The following is a 19602-nucleotide window of genomic DNA, read 5'->3' on the forward strand; positions in this document are numbered from 1 at the left end:
GAAAAAGATGTGATATAATGGAGAAAGATTAATTGAGGAGGACCTTATGGCATTAGCAAAAATTGTATTTGCCAGTATGACCGGTAATACTGAAGAAATCGCTGATATTGTAGCAGATAAATTAAGAGAATGTGGTTTAGAAGTGGATGTTGATGAGTGTACAACAGTTGACGCTTCTGACTTTTTAGAAGCAGACATCGCTATTGTCGCAACTTATACATATGGTGATGGAGAATTACCAGACGAAATGATGGACTTCTACGAAGATTTAGCAGATCTTAACTTAAGTGGTAAAATCTATGGTGTCGTTGGATCAGGTGATACTTTCTATGATGAATTCTGTAAAGCTGTTGATGACTTTGACCGAGTATTTGTAGCGACAGGAGCTGAAAAGGGTTCAGAGTGCGTTAAAGTCGACCTTTCTGCCGAGGAAGAAGATATTGAACGTTTGGAGCAATTCGCAGAAGAATTAGCTTCTAAAGTTGGATAATAGATTGTTGCACTGATTGGGTAAGTCAGTGCAGTTTTTATTAACCAGAATTAGGATTTTACTAGCCTATTTAGTGCTTTTTTGGTACAATAATTCAAATAAAAAGGAGACCCTATGGACTTAGATATTATTAGACAAGAAATTGATCAAATTGATGACCAAATCGTTCAACTTTTAGAAGAAAGAATGCATCTAGTTGAGGGTGTAGTTGCTTATAAAAAGTCTACAGGAAAACCAATCTTGGATACCAAAAGAGAAGAAGCTATCTTTGAAAAAGTCAGAAATCGCATCAGCAATAAAAAGTACGAAGAAACGATTGTTGTAACTTTTTCAGACATTCTCAAACGTTCGCGTGATTATCAGGATAAAACAATCAAATGAAAAAAGAACAATTCTATCCACTAGGAATCTTTCTAGCTGGTATGCTAGGAGGATTAGTCCGTTTTCAGATTACAAGATACTTACCAGCTAGTCCAGACTTCCCATGGGGGACATTGATTGTCAATTATCTAGGGATTTTCTGCCTAGTCTATCTTGTAAAAGGTTATCTGGTTTCTAAAGGAACTAGTAAAGGTGTCGTTTTAGCACTTGGAACAGGATTTTGTGGTGGCTTAACGACATTTTCTAGTCTCGTATTAGATGCAGTGAAATTGCTGGACACAGGGCGGTACCTTAGTTTGGTTACGTATTTGCTTTTAAGTGTCGGAGGAGGACTTTTATTAGCTTATTGTCTAGGGAGGAAGAAATGGTAGTAATCTATCTAGCGCTTGCTTGTGGACTGGGCGCCCTTGTCCGTTATTTCTTTTCACGTCATAATCAAGGTTCAGTACTGCCTCTAGGAACTCTCATAGCCAATATTCTGGGCTGTTTTCTGATTGGCTTATTTTACAATCATGTGGAGTCGAAAGAAATTTACTCTGTACTTGCAACTGGTTTTTGTGGTGGTTTGACGACTTTTTCAACCTTGAACGATGAACTCCAAAGACTACTTAGTGACAAGAAGGCATTTTATAGCTATTTATTATTAACCTACTTGCTTGGTTTTTTGGCGATTTTTTTGGGAATTTTGCTTTAAATTTCTTTACATTTTCTAGGAAATTTGGTAAACTGTATCTTGTGTGTAATGGACGCACAAAAATACAGTTTATCCGCTGAGGAAGTTTCCTCAAGATTGACAAAGATAGGAGAATAAAATGAATCCATTAATCCAAAGCTTGACTGAAGGTCAACTTCGTACAGATATCCCTTCATTCCGTCCTGGTGACACTGTTCGTGTACACGCGAAAGTTGTCGAAGGAAACCGTGAACGTATCCAGATTTTTGAAGGTGTTGTTATTGCACGTAAAGGTGCTGGCATCTCAGAAAACTACACAGTTCGTAAAATCTCTAACGGTGTAGGTGTTGAACGTATCTTCCCAATCCACACTCCACGTGTTGAAAAGATCGAAGTTGTTCGTTACGGTAAAGTACGTCGTGCGAAATTGTACTACTTGCGTGCTCTTCAAGGTAAGGCAGCTCGTATCAAAGAAATCCGTCGTTAATTCGATAAAAAAAACTCTGCTGTAAGGCAGAGTTTTTCTCTAGCTCCCTTAGTTCAATGGATATAACAACTCCCTCCTAAGGAGTAGTTGCAGGTTCGATTCCTGCAGGGGGCGTTTAAGAAGCGTAAAGAAACATAAAGAACACTGAAGATTCAGTGTTCTTTTGTTTTTTAACTCATAAGAGACCATGAAAATATATAGGGAAAAGGAAACCGCTCTCTTTTTTATGTTATAATAGGCATGGAATGTTTAGGAGAAAGAAATGAAAAAACTTAAACGCTTATTTTGGGTTGTCAGTGTAATGCTAATAATCTTAACACTTTTTGCACTGAATGGATGTAGTTTGGGTGGTGAAACAATCCCCAAAAATAGAACAAAAAAACAGTACGAATTTGAAAAAACGTTTGATCCTATATTTAAATTTTTAGAACAAGACAAGAAGGACTTTACGGGACTAAAGGCTTATATTTGTGATATTTATATAAAAGATGGATATCCAGTAAAGGATTATAATATTGATTTAGATATTACTGAATCAGGCATTAAGGGTGATTATACAATAACACGTGGTGACAGTAAAGAAACAGTTCCAGTTACATACTCTAATGGTAAACTAAATTATGAGTCAGAGATAAATCCTTTATTTGATGAAGAGATTCTTAACTTAGTTGTTCAAAGAGATTATTTCGCTTCCTTAGATGTGGAAAAAACATTTAAGAGCGCAGAAACAGAACTTAGTGATATCATCTATGAACCAGAAAATCACTCGGATCTCTATAAATATCTTAAAAATAAGTACGATATGCCAGATGATACAACCTGTCGAATAAGAGTTAGTTATTCTAGTTATACAATTTATGGTGTTACAATCCAAATGAAATCGAGTGAAAAATCTGTTCAAATAAGATCAACTATATTAAAAAACTAGAGAGGAAGTTTCATGAACGGGATAGAAAAGAGTAACCGTCGGGTTGAAAGGTAAGCAATACAAATGCTAGTTAGAGATAGAAATATGAAAAATCATAAATACTTATTTTGGATTATCAGTGTAATGCTAATGTTTTTGACACTTTATGCACTAAATGGATGTAGCTTAGGTGGTGAAACCATTCCAAAAAATAGGACAAAAGAACAGTACGAATTCGAAAAAACGTTTGAACCCATGTTTAAATTTTTAGAACAAGACAAGAAGGACTTTACGGGACTAAAGATATACATTAGTAGAGTCTATATAAAAACTGAAGATGGAGTCAGAAAATACGAAGTGGACTTAGATATTAATCAAGCTGACATTAAAGGTGATTACACAATAACACATGGGGAGAATAAAGAAACTGTTCCTGTTACATATTCTAATGGCAAGTTAAATTATGGGTCGGAGGTAACTCCTTTATATGATGAGGAAATTTTCAATTTAGTTGTTAAAAGAGATTATTTTACTTCATTGGGTGTAAAAGAAACTTTTAAGAGCGCAGAGACAGAACTTCGTGAGATTGTATACCAGCCAGAACAAAACTCTGACCTCTATAAACATCTGAAAAGTAAATATGATTTACCTGATGGAACGGCATGTATAGTAGTAATAAATCATTCCGGCTCAACTATATATAGAGCTACTATACAACTAGAATCGAATCAGAAGATTGTACAAATAAGTAACGTTATTTTTGCAAAAGAATGAGGTTTTTATGAACGGAATCGAAAAGAGTAATCGATGGATTGAAAGGTAAAGCTATTGAAAATACAATATAAATGTTAACTAGGGAGAGAATATGAAAAATCATAAATACTTATTTTGGGTTGTTAGTGTAATGCTAATGTTTTTGACACTTTTTGCACTAAATGGATGCAATTTTGGTGGTGAAACCATTCCAAAAAACAGGACAAAAGAACAGTACGAATTTGAAAAAACGTTTGAACCTTTGTTTAAATTTTTGGAGCAAGATAAGAAGGAGTTTACGGGATTAAAGGCATACACTAGTAGAGTTTATATAAAAAATCAAGATGAAGTAAAAGAATACGAAGTAGATTTAGATATCACTCAATCTGATATTAAAGGTGATTATACAATAACACTTGGCGAGGATAACAAAACTGTTCCGGTTACATATTCTAATGGGAAGTTAAATTATGGGTCGGAGGTAACTCCTTTATATGATGAAGAAATTCTTAATTTAGTGGTACAAAGAGAATTCTTTACTTCTTTAGATGTAAAGGAGACCTTTAAGAGTGCAGAAACAGAGATTCGTGAGATTGTATATCAGCCAGAAAATAACTCTGACCTCTATAAACATCTAAAAAGCAAATATGATTTACCAGAGGAAACAACATGTATAGTATTAGTAAATCATTCTAGCTCAACTATATATAGAGTAACTATTCAACTAAAATCTAATCAAAAGATTGTGCAAATTAGTAGTGTTATTTTTGAAAAAGAATGAGGTTTCCATGAACGAAATTGAAAAGAGTAATCGATGGATTGAAAGGTAAAGCTATTGAAAATACAATATAAATGTTAACTGGGAGAGAATATGAAAAATCATAAATACTTATTTTGGATTATCAGTGTAATGCTAATGCTTTTGACACTCTTTGCACTTAATGGATGTAGCTTAGGTGGTGAAACTATTCCCAAAAACAGAACAAAGAAACAGTACGAATTTGAAAAAACGTTTGATCCTATATTTAAATTTTTAGAACAAGACAAGAAGGACTTTACGGGACTAAAGGCTTATATTTGTGATATTTATATAAAAGATGGATATCCAGTAAAGGATTATAATATTGATTTAGATATTACTGAATCAGGCATTAAGGGTGATTATACAATAACACGTGGTGACAGTAAAGAAACAGTTCCAGTTACATACTCTAATGGTAAACTAAATTATGAGTCAGAGATAAATCCTTTATTTGATGAAGAGATTCTTAACTTAGTTGTTCAAAGAGATTATTTCGCTTCCTTAGATGTGGAAAAAACATTTAAGAGCGCAGAAACAGAACTTAGTGATATCATCTATGAACCAGAAAATCACTCGGATCTCTATAAATATCTTAAAAATAAGTACGATATGCCAGAAGATACGACCTGTCGAATAATATTAGATTACTCTAGTTATACAATTTATGGTGTTACAATCCAAATGAAATCGAGTGAAAAATCTGTTCAAATAGATTTAACTATATTTAAAAATAGTAAATCATAAAAAACGATAAAATGTCTTGTCAAATTTCATTTCTTATAAAATATGGAGGTTAATCCAAAAATAATTTAGACAAAAATATGACCAAATATTGACCAAGTTTATCCTAAATCCTATTAGAATAGGCTTACTAAGCATAATTTGTATTCCTGCAGGGAGCGAAACTAGCCACAAAAACACTGGATAACCAGTGTTTTTTCTTTGACCAAATTTTGAACTATTCATAAGATATCTATGGTGTGATATAATAGACGTAGAATATTTAGGAGAAAGAGATGAAAAAAGGCTTATTAACTGGCTGTTTATCCATAGTTATACTATTTGCAATGTTCATAGTACTTAGTCCTATTATTGCTATGATGGATATGTGGGGTCTATTTGCCCATGCAAGTCGGAATGAACTTGAGCAAGCAGTGCATCGCTCTTATGAGAACTATGGTCTAACAGGTCAGTTTGAGTTAGAAAAATATGAAAAAAACTATACAAGCGTTGGTGGATTTGTAATTCATGGAACATACACTGAAAATATAGATGGTAAAATCTATCAGACTAATTCTCGTTTTAAATACTATACTCGCGCTTCGGAAAAAGAAACGTATAGAAAGACTGATGCGGAAGTAGATTATAAACAAAACAAAAAAATTTATCACGCTTTTCCAGAATTAGCTTATTTAGGAATTGAGATTAGTCCAGGCACTAGCGAATTTTTAAAAAAATTGGATACTTCAATAACAGATCCTAAAATGACTACTTTGAAGTACGAAGGGATTGATTTTCAATTTAATAGTAAATCTGGTAATATCCACCTTTATGATGAAATCTTAGAGGAAAATAAAAAAAATGGACAAGCATTACAAGGGATGTATCCTATGGATGCTCAATATCTTTTCCAAAAAGATATTTTTATACCAGAATTTCAATTTCGATACTACACTCCAGAAGACATGAAGGATCAGTTATATGATGCCTATCTTGAAGACCTTGAATCACAGATGAAAGATTTTTTTAATAATCAACCCTTACCAAGCGGTCTTTATGCTGTAAAGATTGATAAATATGAAGGGGATAAACTTGTCAATAATAGCGGTGGCTATTATGTGAAGATTGAGAATCATCAAGTTGTGGAGTTTATCAAAGATTTACAGCAGGAGTCACTGGACTAATGCTTTTCAGATGTATAGAATTTTGGAGAAAGAGGTAATATGTCAGATGTCCCAAGAAGAATACCTTCGACTAAAAAAAGAATATAAAATTCGCTTAGTCTTAGTAATCCTTCTATTCGTATTATTTTCTATCCTAAGTATCTTGCTCATCATAAATCTCAATAGATTTATCCCACTAGGCGCGACAGCCATGGCTACAGTTGTGCCATTTAACCATTTTTTACTCGTTCCACTTTGGGAAGAGAAAAAAGCGATTGAAGCAGAGCATCCTGAATGGAAGGACCTTAGTACAAGCGGAGCCAGGGTCCCTTCGACAGAAGCGAGTAAACGAAACATAGCAATTGTTGGGAGCGTTGTTGCCTTGTTTTTATCGTTTGCTTTACTCTATAGGCCTGCTAAGGTATACCAGAAGGTACCTACTATCGATGAACTAAATAACCTTCCCAAGATTGAGAACAATGGTATTCCTAAACTGGATGGTAAGAAAATTCCAAAAATAAAAAGGGAATCAGAAGAGTAATCTGTAATGAAAACACCCCAGGAGTTAGGCTTTTATTTCTAACTTCTGGGGTGCTTTTATTATATTCTATTCAGTTTACAAGACCCAAGTTCGAATGGCATGGGCAACGCCAGATTCGTCATTTGTTTTGGTGATGTATTTGGCGATTTTTTTGAGTTCTGGGTTTCCGTTTTCCATAACAACGGGATTACCAACGACTGCTAGCATAGCACGGTCATTTTCTTCATCCCCGATTGCCATGGTTTCATCCTTACTTAGTCCAAGTTTCTCAGCTAGGTGAGTGATAGCAGATCCCTTGTCTACATCCTTTTTAAGGAGTTCTAGGTAAAATGGAGCAGATTTGTTGATAGAGTAGCGCTCGTAAAATTCTGCTGGAATCTTTTCAATAGCAGCATCGAGAATCTCAGGTTCGTCGATAAACATACATTTGACGATTTCTTTATCAACCATCTCTTCAGGTGTACGATAAAAAATTGGCATGCTGACGAGGGTTGATTCGTGTACGGTATATTTTCCGATATTACGATTGGCAGTGTATATGCCGTCTTTGGTAATTGCATGCATGTGGACTCCCAGTTTACGGCTGAGAAATTCCATATCCAGATAGTCCTCGTAAGTCAAGGATTCGCTGATAATCTCATGGCCTGTAGCAGTTTCTTGGACAAGGGCACCGTTGAAGGTCACAACATAGTCACCTTCGTCTCTCAACTGCAAGTCGTCAAGGAGTTTGGCAACACCAGCAATGGGGCGTCCTGTTGCAATCACAACCTTGACTCCGGCTGCTTTGGCATCTTGGATAGCTGAAAAAACTTCTGGAGTAATTTCTTTATTACTATTAACTAGGGTACCATCAATATCGACGGCGATTAGTTTTATACTCATAAATTTCCTCTGTTAGTTCTTATCTGGATTAAAATGATCATTCTCAATCAAATCTGAAAATTGTTGAATGATATTCGTGAAAATACTGTTTTGTTTTAGCATTTCTTTAGGGAAGTAGAAACGGTTGTCACCATGACGGCTTCCTGCGAGAGATTGAACGATTGGAGATAGGCTCGAAAGTTCTGCAAGTTCACCATTCTTTTGGACAATCTCGATTTGAGTTCTAGGATTTTCAGACTCTGGTCGATAAATATCATAAGGAAGGTCGAAATTCTTATGAATAGCAGTGTAGTAGTTAGGGTCAAAACCAATTTTCTCTACTAAATTTCGCATAATTTCAAGTTTGTCTTGGTCTTCATCAGAAAAAGTGATGGATTTAAAGACCTTACGATTGATAAAACGTTGGGAAAGGTCGGCTAGAATCTTATCTGTACTAGTCATCCAGAGTTGGAAATAGGTATTCATAACCCCGTCGTCTAGTGCTAGATAGTCAGACAAGTTAACGTTTTTCTCAAAAAATGGCAGTAGATGTGGGGATGTAAGGGCAAAGAATTCCTTATTTTCAGGATAGAGTTCTTTGGCACGTTTGAGAAGATTTTGCAGAAGTACTTCCATGGCGCGTGTGGCTGGGTGGAAATAAACCTGCATATACATCTGGTAACGACTGAGTACATAATCCTCGATTGCGTGCATCCCATTACGCTGAAAGGCAATGCCATTTTCAACAGGCCGAATGACACGAAGAATACGTGTCAAATCGAACTGGCCATAAAAAGCACCCGTAAAGTAGGAATCACGAAGGAGATAGTCCATACGGTCTGCATCAATCTGGCTGGAAATCAGCTGAACCACTTGTTTGTTGGGATAAGTGTGATCGATAACGCTGGCTACTTTTTTTGGAAAGTCTGGTGCTACCTGCAAAAGAACCTGATGAATCTCTGTTTCAGGGCTTTGAATAATTTCCTGGGTAATTGCCTCATGGTCAGTGTCAAAGAGATTTTCAAAAGTATGAGAGTAGGCACCATGTCCGAGATCATGTAGAAGAGCTGCAGTCATGGTTAGGAGAGACTCGTTCGAATCCCATTCCTCAGGATATTTCTCCTCAAAAATCTCCGTGATTTGACGGGCAATTTCGTAGACACCCAAACAGTGAGAAAAACGACTATGCTCACCACCATGGAAAGTATAGCTAGATGTCCCAAGCTGTTTGATACGACGGAGCCGCTGAAATTCTTTGGTATTGATCAGGTCATAAATGACTTGATTATTAACGTGGATATAGTTGTGAACTGGGTCACGAAATACTTTTTCATTCATAAGACCATTATAGCAAATTCCTTGCCTTTTTGGTAAAATAGTAGAGATAAGTGAGAAGAAAGAGGAAGTTTTGTGAAGATTAGAATGAAAAATACCATCAAGTTCGATGAACAATTGGAAGTAATCGACCAACTTTATGATGTTGAATTACGTGAAAAGGGCGATTTTTCCTATCTTTTGTTTTACAATGAAGACCAAGAAAAAGTAGTTTTAAAATTTAATGGGGAGGAACTGGTCATGAGCCGTTTCTCAAATCCCAAGACCATCATGCGTTTTATCAAGGGAACTGATAGCTTGGCCTATATTCCAACACCGATGGGCATGCAGGAGTTTATCATCCAAACAAGCCACTATGAAGTTGGTGAAGAGAAGATTGAACTAGACTACCAACTACAGAACAAAGAGGGAGTCGCTTTTGCCAACTACCGTTTAGAAATAACTTGGGGATAAGAAAAGGTTGGCTTTCGCCAACCTTAAATAATATTTAGAAATCTCCTTTTTTATTCTATAGGCTTTGTCTTGAAATTATTTTGGAAATTACTCTTATATTTAGTGAGCGAAGCGAGTAATTTCACAGACTTTTCGCAGTGATAAAAACGCCAGAAAAGTTATTAAGGCGTTCGGAAACTTTGAGACATTAGGCTCAAAGTTTAGGTATGGAATTTCGAAGAAAATCGCTACCGTCCGCTATCACATAAGAAAAGTCAAAAAGATATATCATAAATAAGGTTGGCGAAAGCCAACCTTATTTGATATAGAGTTCTTGATTTTTTAAGACGATTTCACGTACGCTTGCAAATTTCTTAAGTTTTTTAAGTTCTTCTGGATGGCTTACAAGTGTGATGACATAGCCCTCTTTACCCATACGTCCTGTACGTCCAGCACGGTGAGTATAGGTTTCCGTATCTCTAGGGACGTCAAAGTTAATCACGCACTCCAAGCTATCAATATCAATCCCACGAGCTAGAAGCTCTGTCGCAAGAAGTAGCGTTAGTTGATTATCTTTGAACTTTTCTAAAATAACTTTTCTAAATTTAACGTTGACATCGCTCGCTAGCGAAACTGCTAAAACATCACGATATTGCAATTTTTCCTCTGCACTACCTAGGTCTGACAAGCTATTAAAGAAGACAAGTCCACGGAAATCTTCAACATGTGCCAGTTTACGAAGCATATCGACTCGGTGGCGTTGGTCCACCTGCATGTAGAAGTGTTGGATGTTATCTAGCTTTTGATCCGAAAGGTCAATGGTGCGCGTGTTAGGTGCAATCTTATCTTGGTCAAATTTGGTCGTGGCACTCATGTAGATGAGTTGGTGGTCACGAGGTGCGTAGTGGGTAATCTTCTCAACAAAGTGAATCTGAGAATCATCAAGCAGCTGATCGAATTCATCTAGAATGATGGTTTCCACGTTCATCATCTTGATTTTTTTCAATTTGACCAGTTCAAAGATACGACCAGGTGTTCCAATCAGAATTTCTGGTCCTTTTTTAAGTCGTTCAATTTGGCGTTTCTGGCTCGAACCGGATAGAAACAGCTGAGCTGTTAGTCCGACGGCCTCACCCCAGGTTTTAGTGACTTCAAAGATTTGTCCAGCAAGCTCAGTATTAGGTGCTAAAATCAATAGTTGTTGGGCTTTTTTCTTTTGGAGTTTGAGAAGACTAGGTAGGAGATAGGCCAAAGTCTTTCCTGTTCCTGTTGGACTGACTCCCAGAAGATTTTCACCTTCTGTTATAGGATCAAAAAGTTGTGTTTGAATGGGAGTAAATTCTTGGAAGCCCAGTTGATCAATCAATTCTTGCCATTCGGTAGGTAGTTTAGTTTTCATTTTTCTGCCTCAAATCTAATGCCAGCATCCTGGCGCATGGTGTAAAGTAGGTCATGGACGTGTGTCGCATCATCTATCCAGGATTGGTAGAGTACCTGGTTTGATTGCTTAATCATGGTTGCAAAAGCAGCAACTTCCTCAGTCATGGTGTGAGGAGCCTGCTGGATAGGAAGTTGAACTTCATTTCCTTGGTGGTCGGTAAAAATAGCTGATTGGATATGCTCGATAGTATTGAGTGTCAAGGTTCCGTCAGTAGTATAAATTTCGCAAGGAAGATTAGAAGTGATATTCTTTCCTGCTTTGATGTGTACTTGATAGTTAGGATATGAGAGAATACCATCCCCATTTAAATCAATGCTATTATCTAGTTTCTGAGCTTGATAGGTTGCATGAGTCGGGTTTCCAAACAAGCGAATAGCGGCATAAATCGGATAGATACCAAGATCCATAAGTGCCCCACCAGCGAAACGATCTGAGAAGACGTTTGGAGTATTGCCAGAAAGGAGATCAGGCATCTTAGAAGAGTATTTGGCAAAGTTAAAATCTGCACCAAGAACCTGTTTGTCTGCAAGAAAACTCTTAATTGTAGCGAAAGCATCTTCGTGGTAGTTTCTTGCTGCTTCAAAGATAAAACAGTGATGTTCTTTAGCTGTCTGAACTAAATCCTGCCATTCTTGTGGTTGGGTAACAGCTGGTTTTTCAAGGATGACATGTTTGCCAGCAGATAAAGCCATCTTTGCCTGACTATAGTGCAATGAATTCGGACTTGCAATGTATACCACATCGAATGAATCATTAAAGAAATCATTTAACTGATCAAATAGCTTAACGCCTTGATACTGTTCAGCAAACTTTTCTGCGGTTTCTAATTTTCTTGAATAGACTGCCACTAATTGAAATTTCCCGCTAGTATGAGTAGCCTCAACAAAATGGTGACTGATTGAACTAGTTCCGATGATACCAAGTTTTAGCATAGAAACTCCTTTTCCACAAGTAATGATTGATTTCATTATATCATAGAAAGAGTCAACTCGTTAAGGTGAGAGAATTCTTTTGCTTTGAACTTTCGAAATTTCTAGAAAAAATGGTACAATAGTGACAGTATATTTAGGAGTTTAGTATGAGATTATTACCTATGAGAAAAATTTCTCGTCATTCAAAAAGATTGGCGCTTTTTTTGACTTTTTGTGCGGGTTATGTAGATGCCTATACCTTTATTGTAAGAGGGAACACCTTAGTTGCTGGGCAGACAGGGAATGTGGTCTTTTTATCAGTCGGCATCGTTCAGAAAAATCTAGCGGATGCTGAACTAAAGATATTGACACTTTTATCTTTCATGTTAGGCGTTTTTATGCTTACGATTTACAAGGAAAAACTTCGCATTGTTAAAAAGCCAATTCTATCACTTGTTCCATTAGCTATTTTATCGTTAATAATCGGATTTATTCCACTGAATGTTGATAACATTTTTATTGTTCCTCCTCTGGCTTTTTGTATGGGTCTCGTTACAACAGCTTTTGGAGAAGTTTCTGGAATTGCCTATAACAATGCCTTTATGACGGGAAATATCAAACGCACCATGTTAGCTTTTGGTGAATACGTCCGAACCAAGCATACAGCATTTTTAATGGAGGGATTGATTTTTGTGAGCCTACTTATTAGTTTTATTCTAGGAGTAATATTTTCAGCTTACTTAACCATTGTTTTCAACGAAAAAACGATTTTAGGCGTTCCCATCATGATGAGTATTTTTTATCTAAGTATGGTTTTATCTTCTTTCCGAAAAAAGTCTACTAAAACGCTGAATTTTGAGTGAAAATACTTGTCAAAAATTTAGAATCATGCTATACTTGTAGAGTTGACTATGCACATGCCTGTGCAACCGCTCGATCATCGTTGCTCATTCTTATGAGCTTAAGTGGTTCGTCCCACGATGCTAGGCGAGTCTTCACAAAAATTCGGGGTAATCCCAAAAAATCATAGGAGGTGCATAATGAGCACATACGCAATTATCAAAACTGGCGGAAAACAAGTTAAAGTTGAAGTTGGTCAAGCAGTTTACGTTGAAAAATTGAACGTTGAAGCTGGTCAAGAAGTTACTTTTAACGAAGTTGTTCTTGTTGGTGGTGAAAACACTGTTGTCGGAACTCCACTTGTTGCTGGAGCTACTGTAGTTGGAACTGTTGAAAAACAAGGAAAACAAAAGAAAGTTGTTACTTACAAGTACAAACCTAAAAAAGGTAGCCACCGTAAACAAGGTCACCGTCAACCATATACTAAAGTTGTCATCAACGCAATCAACGCTTAATTTTAAGGAGAACACATGATACAAGCAGTCTTTGAGAGAGCCGAAGATGGCGAGCTGAGGAGTGCGGAAATTACTGGACACGCCGAGAGTGGCGAATACGGCTTAGATGTCGTGTGTGCATCGGTTTCTACGCTTGCCATTAACTTTATCAATTCCATTGAGAAATTTGCAGGCTATGAACCAATCTTAGAATTAAACGAAGATGAAGGTGGCTATCTGATGGTTGAAATTCCAAAAGATCTTCCTTCACACCAAAGAGAAATGACCCAGTTATTCTTTGAATCATTTTTCTTAGGTATGGCAAACTTATCGGAGAACTCATCTGAGTTCGTCCAAACCAGAGTTATCACAGAAAACTAACACGGAGGAAAACATTATGTTAAAAATGACTCTTAACAACTTGCAACTTTTCGCCCACAAAAAAGGTGGAGGATCTACATCAAACGGACGTGATTCACAAGCTAAACGTCTTGGAGCTAAAGCAGCTGACGGACAAACTGTTTCAGGTGGATCAATCCTTTACCGTCAACGTGGTACACACATCTATCCAGGTGTAAACGTTGGACGTGGTGGAGACGATACTTTGTTCGCTAAAGTTGAAGGCGTAGTACGTTTTGAACGTAAAGGTCGCGATAAGAAACAAGTTTCTGTTTACCCAATCGCTAAATAAGAAGGTCCCTTGAACCTTTTTATCCCGAGCCTTGAAATAAAGAGGTGAGGATGCTTAAAAAAGCACTAAACAAAGCTTTCCGAAAATTTCGGAAAGCTTTTTTCTTGATTAAAATCAGAGAATAAAAATTTTAAAAAAAGCTATGAAAACTATTAGAAATCAATTTTCTTTTAAGAGACTGATTTAATCTATAATGATAGATAATAAGAAAGAAATATGGTATAATATAGGGTGAGATCTTATGAATAAATAGTGAAAGAGTATATATAAAATAATGAAAAAAATTGTCATTAACGGTGGACGCCCATTAAAGGGTGAGATTACCATTAGCGGAGCAAAAAATAGTGTAGTAGCTCTGATTCCAGCTATTATTTTGTCAGATGATGTAGTTATTTTGGATTGTGTTCCAGATATCTCTGATGTCGCTAGTTTGGTTGATATTATGGAAATTATGGGTGCTAGTGTTAAGCGCTATGATGACGTTTTAGAAATTGATCCTCGTGGTGTTCAGAATAAACCAATGCCATATGGTAAGATTAATAGTCTTCGAGCATCCTATTATTTCTACGGTAGTCTTCTTGGTCGTTTCGGTGAAGCAACAGTTGGTTTACCTGGTGGATGTGATTTGGGTCCTCGTCCGATTGATTTGCACTTAAAAGCCTTTGAAGCTATGGGAGCAAAGACAACATACGAGGGAGATAATATGAATCTCTCAACTAATGGTTCAAAGTTACAAGGCGCAAGTATTTATATGGACACTGTAAGTGTAGGAGCAACTATTAATACGATGCTTGCAGCAGTAAAGGCTCAAGGACGTACAGTTATTGAAAACGCTGCTCGAGAGCCTGAAATTATTGATGTAGCTACTTTGTTAAATAATATGGGAGCTCATATTCGTGGTGCAGGTACGGATATGATTACTATCGATGGTGTTGAATCCCTACACGGCACACGTCATCAAGTTATTCCAGATCGTATCGAAGCTGGTACTTATATTTCTTTAGCTGCTGCTGTGGGACAAGGAATTCGTATTAACAATGTACTTTATGAACATTTAGAAGGTTTTATTGCAAAGCTTGAAGAAATGGGAGTTCACATGACTGTTTCTGAAGATAGTATCTTTGTAGAAGAGCAAAAAAATCTAAAAGCTGTTAATATCAAGACAGCTCCATATCCTGGATTTGCTACAGACCTCCAACAGCCAATTACACCATTGCTATTAAAAGCTGAAGGACGTGGGACACTGATTGATACAATCTATGAAAAACGCGTTAACCATGTCTTTGAATTAGCAAAAATGAACGCTGATATTTCAACTACTAATGATCACATTTTCTATAAAGGTGGCAATCCTTTGCATGGTGCAAGCGTGAGAGCTACAGACTTACGTGCTGGAGCAGCCTTGGTTATTGCTGGTCTTATGGCTGATGGTAGAACTGAGATTACAAGTGTTGAGTTTATTTTACGAGGCTACTCAAATATCATTGAGAAATTACGTAGCCTTGGAGCAGATATTGAGCTAATCGAAGATTAGTAATTTGAGGATAAGAATGAATATCTGGACAAAATTAGCAATGTTTTCTTTCTATGAGACGGAACGTTTGTATTTCCGTCCATTCTTTTTTACGGATGTAGAAGACTTCCATCAGCTGGCATCAGACCCTGAAAATCTCCAGTTTATTTTTCCGACGCAAGCAAGTATTGAAGAAAGTCAATATGCACTTGCTAATTTCTTCATGAAATCACCATTGGGAATTTGGGCCATTTGTGATAAAAAAGAAGAAAAAATGATTGGAGCAATCAAGTTTGAGAAGCTGGATGAAATTAGGAAAGAAGCAGAGATTGGCTATTTTTTAAGGAAAGACTATTGGTCTCAGGGATATATGACAGAAGCAGTGACTAAATTACGCGATTTATCTATGAATCGGTTTGAATTAAAGCAACTTTCGATTGTGACGCATCTAGAAAATAGTGCCAGTCAAAAGGTTGCACTAAAATCAGGCTTCGTTCTATATCGTCGTTTCAAGGGTAGTGACCGATATACTCGTAAGATGCGAGATTATCTAGAATTTCGCTATACAAAAGGAGAGCTAAATGAGTAAACACCAAGAGATTTTAGCTTATTTAGAAGAATTACCAGTCGGAAAACGGGTCAGTGTTCGAAGTATTTCAAATAGGCTGGGAGTGAGTGATGGTACAGCTTATCGTGCTATCAAAGAAGCTGAAAATAGAGGATTAGTTGAAACACGTCCTCGAAGCGGAACGATCCGTGTCAAGTCAAAAAAAGTTGCCATTGAGAGATTAACCTTTGCAGAAATTGCAGAAGTCACTGGTTCGGAAGTTTTAGCTGGTCAGGCTGGTCTAGATAGAGAATTCAGTAAATTCTCCATTGGAGCCATGACAGAAAAGAATATTCTTTCTTATCTTCATGATGGCGGTCTACTTATTGTCGGTGACAGAACACGAATCCAATTATTGGCACTTGAAAATGAAAATGCTGTCTTGGTAACAGGTGGATTTGAAGTTCATAAAGATGTTTTGGATGCTGCTAATAAGAAAAATATCCCAGTGTTACGCAGTAAACATGACACATTTACCATTGCAACCATGATTAACCGAGCTTTGTCAAATGTACAAATAAAGACAGATATTTTAACGGTTGAAAAAATCTATCGGACTTGTCATGAATATGGTTTTTTACAGGAAACGGATACTGTAAAAGATTATTTAGATTTAGTTCGTAAGAACAGAAGTAGTCGCTTCCCAGTTATCAATCAGCACAAGGTTGTTGTGGGTGTGGTAACCATGCGTGATGCTGGAGATAAATCACCGGGGACTACCATTGATAAGGTCATGACAAGAACGGTCTATATGACAGGCCTAGCAACGAATATTGCTAACGTGAGCCAGAGAATGATTGCTGAAGATTTTGAAATGGTACCTGTTGTACGGAGCAATCAAACCTTGCTTGGTGTTATTACTAGACGTGATGTCATGGAAAAAATGAGTCGTTCTCAGGTCTCAGCTTTACCAACCTTTTCAGAACAGATAGGACAGAAGTTGTCTTATCACCATGATGAAGTTGTTATTACAGTTGAACCCTTCATGTTAGAAAAAAATGGTGTTCTAGCTAATGGTGTTCTTTCAGAAATTTTGACTCATATGACGCAAGACTTGGTTGTGAATAGTGGGCGTAACCTCATCATTGAACAAATGTTGATTTATTTTTTGCAGGCTGTTCAGATTGATGATATTTTACGGATTCAAGCTAGAATTATTCACCATACGAGAAGGTCCGCTATTATTGATTATGATATTTATCTCAATCATCAAATAGTATCTAAAGCAAATGTAACTGTAAAAATTAATTAGAATCTAGGAGTAAACATGATTACATTAAAATCAGCTAGAGAAATCGAAGCTATGGATAAGGCCGGTGATTTTCTTGCAAGCATTCACATTGGCTTGCGTGATATCATCAAGCCAGGTGTTGATATGTGGGAAGTAGAAGAGTATGTTCGCCGTCGTTGTAAAGAAGAGAATTTCCTTCCACTACAGATTGGTGTTGATGGGGCAATGATGGACTATCCATATGCAACCTGCTGTTCACTCAATGAAGAAGTAGCCCATGCTTTTCCACGCCACTATATTTTGAAGGAAGGCGATTTGCTGAAGGTTGATATGGTTCTTGGTGGGCCAATCGCTAAGTCTGACCTCAATGTTTCTAAACTCAACTTTAATAACGTTGAGCAGATGAAAAAATATACTCAAAACTTTACGGGCGGCTTGGCAGATTCTTGTTGGGCTTACGCTGTTGGAAAACCGTCAGAAGAAGTTAAAAACTTAATGGACGTGACCAAGGAAGCTATGTACATTGGTATTGAAAAAGCTCTTGTAGGAAACCGTATTGGAGATATTGGAGCTGCTATTCAGGAATATGCTGAAAGTCGTGGTTACGGAGTTGTTCGTGATCTTGTAGGACACGGTGTTGGTCCAACTATGCATGAAGAACCAATGGTGCCTAACTATGGTATCGCAGGTCGCGGTCTCCGCCTTCGTGAAGGCATGGTTTTGACAATCGAACCTATGATCAATACAGGTGATTGGGAAATCGATACAGATATGAAAACAGGTTGGGCACATAAAACAATCGATGGTGGACTATCATGTCAGTACGAGCATCAGTTTGTTATTACTAAAGATGGGCCTGTAATCTTGACAAGTCAAGGTGAAGAAGGAACTTATTAATAAAAAAAGGAGCTGAGCTCCTTTTTTAATTCGTTAAAGTTGAAATCAAATTTGCGTAGCAGATATCTTACAAACGTTTTCTTTTATAGTAAAATAAAAGATGACTATATGAAAGAAGGTTCTTAATTGGAAAGTATTTTATTTTTTATTTCTGTCTTTATAGCTGGGATCTTGTCATTCTTTTCTCCCTGTATCTTTCCCTTGTTACCAGTCTACGCAGGTGTTCTGCTAGATGATCAAGAGGAGTCAAAGACATTTCGTTTTTTAGGTAAAGATGTTGCCTGGTCAGGATTAATTCGGACATTCTGTTTTATCGCAGGTATCTCTCTAATTTTCTTTATTCTAGGGTTTGGAGCAGGATTTCTCGGGAACTTACTCTATGCTGATTGGTTTCGTTATGTTATGGGTGGTATTATTATCATACTAGGCTTACATCAGATGGAAATCCTTCATCTACGAAAATTAGAGTTCCAAAAAACAGTAAGATTTGATCAAAAACAGTCTAGTAAATATCTATCAGCCTTTCTATTAGGTATCAGCTTCAGCTTTGGTTGGACTCCATGTATTGGTCCAGTTTTAAGTTCAGTTTTAGCATTAGCTGCTTCAGGAGGAAATGGAGCTCTTCAAGGGGCCTTATTAACCCTAGTTTATACTCTTGGAATGGCGCTTCCATTTTTAGTATTGGCTTTGGCATCAGGTCTGATCATGCCTTATTTTAGTAGAATTAAATCTCACCTACTCTTACTGAAAAGAATTGGTGGTTTACTAATTATTCTCATGGGAATTTTATTAATGTTGGGACAGTTAAATGTCTTATCTGGAATATTAGGATAAAAGGAGTTACCTATGAAAAAAATAATCTATTTTGGACTTAGTTTCTTGTCCCTATTTCTTCTGATTGCTTGTGGCAAGGAAGAGAAAAAATCAAGTCAAGAAAATCAAACGACTCAGACACAGCAGCAAACAACTGTGAAGCAAGTGACTGTAGGAGCAGAAGCACCTGATTTTACGCTTCAATCAATGGATGGAAAAGAAGTGAAATTATCAGATTATAAAGGAAAGAAAGTCTATCTTAAATTTTGGGCATCTTGGTGCGGACCTTGTAAAAAGAGTATGCCAGAATTGATGGAACTTGCTGCAAAAGAAGATCGTGATTTTGAAATATTATCTGTTATTGCACCCGGCCTTCAAGGCGAAAAAACAATAGACCAATTTCCAAAATGGTTTGAGGAACAAGGATATAAGGATATACCTGTCTTATATGACACCCAGGGAACAACCTTCCAAGCTTATCAGATTCGAAGTATCCCAACAGAATATCTAATTGATTCAAACGGTAAAATTGCCAAGATTCAGTTAGGTGCAATTAGTAATGCAGATGCAGAAGCAGCGTTTGCACAAATGAATTAACTTTATAAAAAAATGTCTAGAC

General features: G+C 36.8%; 26 protein-coding genes, 1 tRNA gene and 1 other annotated feature. Of the genes, 23 read left to right on the forward strand and 4 right to left on the reverse strand.

All coding sequences use genetic code 11. The features are described from left to right. Positions 1–46: 46 nt before the first annotated feature. From KJR31_RS01825 to KJR31_RS01880, 12 genes are all read left to right on the forward strand, one after another. On the forward strand, positions 47–490 hold the full coding sequence (locus tag KJR31_RS01825; RefSeq protein ID WP_214261804.1) for a flavodoxin: 444 nt from the start codon (positions 47–49) through the stop codon (positions 488–490). Positions 491–604: 114 nt separating this feature from the next. Next, positions 605–871 (forward strand): chorismate mutase, encoded by a 267-nt coding sequence (locus tag KJR31_RS01830; RefSeq protein ID WP_214261805.1) that lies wholly within the window; start codon positions 605–607, stop codon positions 869–871. Beyond that, entirely contained in the window at positions 868–1242 is a 375-nt protein-coding gene (crcB, locus tag KJR31_RS01835) for a fluoride efflux transporter CrcB (RefSeq protein WP_214261806.1), read from the forward strand. The genes KJR31_RS01830 and crcB (KJR31_RS01835) overlap by 4 nt, the downstream gene beginning before the upstream one ends. Further along, a complete protein-coding gene (crcB, locus tag KJR31_RS01840; RefSeq protein WP_214261807.1) occupies positions 1236–1565 on the forward strand; it encodes a fluoride efflux transporter CrcB in 330 nt (109 codons plus the stop codon). Before crcB (KJR31_RS01835) ends, crcB (KJR31_RS01840) begins: the two co-directional genes overlap by 7 nt. A 118-nt stretch (positions 1566–1683) precedes the next feature. Continuing rightward, positions 1684–2031 (forward strand): 50S ribosomal protein L19, encoded by a 348-nt coding sequence (gene rplS, locus KJR31_RS01845; protein ID WP_001068669.1) that lies wholly within the window; start codon positions 1684–1686, stop codon positions 2029–2031. Between the two features lie 42 nt (positions 2032–2073). Then, a tRNA-Arg gene (locus KJR31_RS01850) sits at positions 2074–2145 on the forward strand. A 148-nt stretch (positions 2146–2293) separates the two neighbouring features. Further along, the gene (locus KJR31_RS01855) at positions 2294–2959 is read left to right on the forward strand and encodes a hypothetical protein (protein ID WP_214261808.1); all 666 of its coding nucleotides are present in this window, start codon (positions 2294–2296) and stop codon (positions 2957–2959) included. Positions 2960–3043: 84 nt separating this feature from the next. Then, on the forward strand, positions 3044–3712 hold the full coding sequence (locus KJR31_RS01860) for a hypothetical protein (RefSeq protein WP_214261809.1): 669 nt from the start codon (positions 3044–3046) through the stop codon (positions 3710–3712). A gap of 91 nt (positions 3713–3803) precedes the next feature. Continuing rightward, entirely contained in the window at positions 3804–4472 is a 669-nt protein-coding gene (locus KJR31_RS01865) for a hypothetical protein (RefSeq protein ID WP_214261810.1), read from the forward strand. Between the two features lie 90 nt (positions 4473–4562). Next, positions 4563–5237 (forward strand): hypothetical protein, encoded by a 675-nt coding sequence (locus KJR31_RS01870; protein WP_214261811.1) that lies wholly within the window; start codon positions 4563–4565, stop codon positions 5235–5237. Between the two features lie 272 nt (positions 5238–5509). Continuing rightward, complete coding sequence (locus KJR31_RS01875) at positions 5510–6397, forward strand: hypothetical protein (RefSeq protein WP_214261812.1); 888 nt, start codon at positions 5510–5512, stop codon at positions 6395–6397. A gap of 46 nt (positions 6398–6443) precedes the next feature. Next, on the forward strand, positions 6444–6917 hold the full coding sequence (locus tag KJR31_RS01880; RefSeq protein ID WP_214261813.1) for a hypothetical protein: 474 nt from the start codon (positions 6444–6446) through the stop codon (positions 6915–6917). 75 nt (positions 6918–6992) lie between these two features. Here KJR31_RS01880 and yidA read toward each other — a convergent pair whose 3' ends face one another. Both yidA and KJR31_RS01890 read right to left on the reverse strand, forming a co-directional pair. Next, a complete protein-coding gene (yidA, locus tag KJR31_RS01885; protein ID WP_214261814.1) occupies positions 6993–7799 on the reverse strand; it encodes a sugar-phosphatase in 807 nt (268 codons plus the stop codon). A gap of 12 nt (positions 7800–7811) precedes the next feature. Beyond that, positions 7812–9116: an HD domain-containing protein gene (locus KJR31_RS01890; RefSeq protein ID WP_214261815.1), complete on the reverse strand. Its 1305-nt coding sequence runs from the start codon at positions 9114–9116 to the stop codon at positions 7812–7814. Between the two features lie 72 nt (positions 9117–9188). Here KJR31_RS01890 and KJR31_RS01895 point away from each other — a divergent pair, with 72 nt between their 5' ends. Then, on the forward strand, positions 9189–9566 hold the full coding sequence (locus KJR31_RS01895) for a DUF1934 domain-containing protein (RefSeq protein ID WP_214261816.1): 378 nt from the start codon (positions 9189–9191) through the stop codon (positions 9564–9566). 295 nt (positions 9567–9861) lie between these two features. Here KJR31_RS01895 and KJR31_RS01900 read toward each other — a convergent pair whose 3' ends face one another. Both KJR31_RS01900 and KJR31_RS01905 read right to left on the reverse strand, forming a co-directional pair. Then, a complete protein-coding gene (locus tag KJR31_RS01900) occupies positions 9862–10944 on the reverse strand; it encodes a DEAD/DEAH box helicase (RefSeq protein ID WP_214261817.1) in 1083 nt (360 codons plus the stop codon). After that, complete coding sequence (locus KJR31_RS01905; protein ID WP_214261818.1) at positions 10941–11918, reverse strand: Gfo/Idh/MocA family protein; 978 nt, start codon at positions 11916–11918, stop codon at positions 10941–10943. The genes KJR31_RS01900 and KJR31_RS01905 overlap by 4 nt, the downstream gene beginning before the upstream one ends. Positions 11919–12064: 146 nt before the next feature. Between KJR31_RS01905 and KJR31_RS01910 the strand changes: the two genes are divergently transcribed. The 10 genes from KJR31_RS01910 to sdbB all read left to right on the forward strand — a co-directional run bounded on the left by KJR31_RS01910 (position 12065) and on the right by sdbB (position 19580). Then, positions 12065–12760: a YoaK family protein gene (locus tag KJR31_RS01910; protein WP_214261819.1), complete on the forward strand. Its 696-nt coding sequence runs from the start codon at positions 12065–12067 to the stop codon at positions 12758–12760. Positions 12761–12814: 54 nt separating this feature from the next. Then, positions 12815–12902: a sequence feature (ribosomal protein L21 leader region), on the forward strand. Positions 12903–12937: 35 nt separating this feature from the next. After that, entirely contained in the window at positions 12938–13252 is a 315-nt protein-coding gene (gene rplU / locus KJR31_RS01915; protein WP_000109141.1) for a 50S ribosomal protein L21, read from the forward strand. 15 nt (positions 13253–13267) lie between these two features. Continuing rightward, positions 13268–13612 (forward strand): ribosomal-processing cysteine protease Prp, encoded by a 345-nt coding sequence (locus KJR31_RS01920; protein WP_000613699.1) that lies wholly within the window; start codon positions 13268–13270, stop codon positions 13610–13612. Positions 13613–13628: 16 nt separating this feature from the next. Next, a complete protein-coding gene (rpmA, locus tag KJR31_RS01925; protein WP_006154204.1) occupies positions 13629–13922 on the forward strand; it encodes a 50S ribosomal protein L27 in 294 nt (97 codons plus the stop codon). Positions 13923–14196: 274 nt separating this feature from the next. Continuing rightward, positions 14197–15456 (forward strand): UDP-N-acetylglucosamine 1-carboxyvinyltransferase, encoded by a 1260-nt coding sequence (locus tag KJR31_RS01930; protein WP_214261820.1) that lies wholly within the window; start codon positions 14197–14199, stop codon positions 15454–15456. A 16-nt stretch (positions 15457–15472) separates the two neighbouring features. Beyond that, entirely contained in the window at positions 15473–16024 is a 552-nt protein-coding gene (locus tag KJR31_RS01935; protein WP_214261821.1) for a GNAT family N-acetyltransferase, read from the forward strand. Continuing rightward, positions 16017–17294, forward strand: coding sequence for a CBS-HotDog domain-containing transcription factor SpxR (gene spxR / locus KJR31_RS01940; RefSeq protein ID WP_214261822.1), 1278 nt, complete (start codon positions 16017–16019; stop codon positions 17292–17294). Before KJR31_RS01935 ends, spxR begins: the two co-directional genes overlap by 8 nt. Positions 17295–17309: 15 nt before the next feature. Then, positions 17310–18170: a methionyl aminopeptidase gene (locus KJR31_RS01945; protein WP_214261823.1), complete on the forward strand. Its 861-nt coding sequence runs from the start codon at positions 17310–17312 to the stop codon at positions 18168–18170. A gap of 126 nt (positions 18171–18296) precedes the next feature. Then, positions 18297–19004: a thiol-disulfide oxidoreductase-associated membrane protein CcdA2 gene (gene ccdA2 / locus KJR31_RS01950; protein ID WP_214261824.1), complete on the forward strand. Its 708-nt coding sequence runs from the start codon at positions 18297–18299 to the stop codon at positions 19002–19004. A 12-nt stretch (positions 19005–19016) separates the two neighbouring features. Continuing rightward, positions 19017–19580, forward strand: a complete 564-nt coding sequence (sdbB, locus tag KJR31_RS01955; protein ID WP_214261825.1) for a thiol-disulfide oxidoreductase-associated lipoprotein SdbB — start codon at positions 19017–19019, stop codon at positions 19578–19580. Positions 19581–19602 lie beyond the last annotated feature (22 nt).

Origin of the sequence: Streptococcus infantis (assembly GCF_018499575.1) — a bacterium.
In the GTDB taxonomy this organism is placed as follows: domain Bacteria; phylum Bacillota; class Bacilli; order Lactobacillales; family Streptococcaceae; genus Streptococcus; species Streptococcus infantis_K.

What these genes read in the sequence shown, in the direction of transcription:
- rpmA (WP_006154204.1), top strand. Translation starts at nt 13,629, where the DNA reads ATGTTAAAAATGACTCTTAACAACTTGCAACTTTTCGCCCACAAAAAA.
- KJR31_RS01930 (WP_214261820.1), top strand. Translation starts at nt 14,197, where the DNA reads ATGAAAAAAATTGTCATTAACGGTGGACGCCCATTAAAGGGTGAGATT.
- rplU (WP_000109141.1), top strand. Translation starts at nt 12,938, where the DNA reads ATGAGCACATACGCAATTATCAAAACTGGCGGAAAACAAGTTAAAGTT.
- crcB (WP_214261806.1), top strand. Translation starts at nt 868, where the DNA reads ATGAAAAAAGAACAATTCTATCCACTAGGAATCTTTCTAGCTGGTATG.
- KJR31_RS01855 (WP_214261808.1), top strand. Translation starts at nt 2,294, where the DNA reads ATGAAAAAACTTAAACGCTTATTTTGGGTTGTCAGTGTAATGCTAATA.
- KJR31_RS01890 (WP_214261815.1), bottom strand. Translation starts at nt 9,116, where the DNA reads ATGAATGAAAAAGTATTTCGTGACCCAGTTCACAACTATATCCACGTT.
- rplS (WP_001068669.1), top strand. Translation starts at nt 1,684, where the DNA reads ATGAATCCATTAATCCAAAGCTTGACTGAAGGTCAACTTCGTACAGAT.
- KJR31_RS01910 (WP_214261819.1), top strand. Translation starts at nt 12,065, where the DNA reads ATGAGATTATTACCTATGAGAAAAATTTCTCGTCATTCAAAAAGATTG.
- KJR31_RS01900 (WP_214261817.1), bottom strand. Translation starts at nt 10,944, where the DNA reads ATGAAAACTAAACTACCTACCGAATGGCAAGAATTGATTGATCAACTG.
- KJR31_RS01945 (WP_214261823.1), top strand. Translation starts at nt 17,310, where the DNA reads ATGATTACATTAAAATCAGCTAGAGAAATCGAAGCTATGGATAAGGCC.
- KJR31_RS01830 (WP_214261805.1), top strand. Translation starts at nt 605, where the DNA reads ATGGACTTAGATATTATTAGACAAGAAATTGATCAAATTGATGACCAA.
- KJR31_RS01875 (WP_214261812.1), top strand. Translation starts at nt 5,510, where the DNA reads ATGAAAAAAGGCTTATTAACTGGCTGTTTATCCATAGTTATACTATTT.
- KJR31_RS01825 (WP_214261804.1), top strand. Translation starts at nt 47, where the DNA reads ATGGCATTAGCAAAAATTGTATTTGCCAGTATGACCGGTAATACTGAA.
- KJR31_RS01905 (WP_214261818.1), bottom strand. Translation starts at nt 11,918, where the DNA reads ATGCTAAAACTTGGTATCATCGGAACTAGTTCAATCAGTCACCATTTT.
- KJR31_RS01880 (WP_214261813.1), top strand. Translation starts at nt 6,444, where the DNA reads ATGTCCCAAGAAGAATACCTTCGACTAAAAAAAGAATATAAAATTCGC.
- yidA (WP_214261814.1), bottom strand. Translation starts at nt 7,799, where the DNA reads ATGAGTATAAAACTAATCGCCGTCGATATTGATGGTACCCTAGTTAAT.
- KJR31_RS01870 (WP_214261811.1), top strand. Translation starts at nt 4,563, where the DNA reads ATGAAAAATCATAAATACTTATTTTGGATTATCAGTGTAATGCTAATG.
- KJR31_RS01860 (WP_214261809.1), top strand. Translation starts at nt 3,044, where the DNA reads ATGAAAAATCATAAATACTTATTTTGGATTATCAGTGTAATGCTAATG.
- KJR31_RS01920 (WP_000613699.1), top strand. Translation starts at nt 13,268, where the DNA reads ATGATACAAGCAGTCTTTGAGAGAGCCGAAGATGGCGAGCTGAGGAGT.
- crcB (WP_214261807.1), top strand. Translation starts at nt 1,236, where the DNA reads ATGGTAGTAATCTATCTAGCGCTTGCTTGTGGACTGGGCGCCCTTGTC.
- KJR31_RS01865 (WP_214261810.1), top strand. Translation starts at nt 3,804, where the DNA reads ATGAAAAATCATAAATACTTATTTTGGGTTGTTAGTGTAATGCTAATG.
- spxR (WP_214261822.1), top strand. Translation starts at nt 16,017, where the DNA reads ATGAGTAAACACCAAGAGATTTTAGCTTATTTAGAAGAATTACCAGTC.
- sdbB (WP_214261825.1), top strand. Translation starts at nt 19,017, where the DNA reads ATGAAAAAAATAATCTATTTTGGACTTAGTTTCTTGTCCCTATTTCTT.
- KJR31_RS01935 (WP_214261821.1), top strand. Translation starts at nt 15,473, where the DNA reads ATGAATATCTGGACAAAATTAGCAATGTTTTCTTTCTATGAGACGGAA.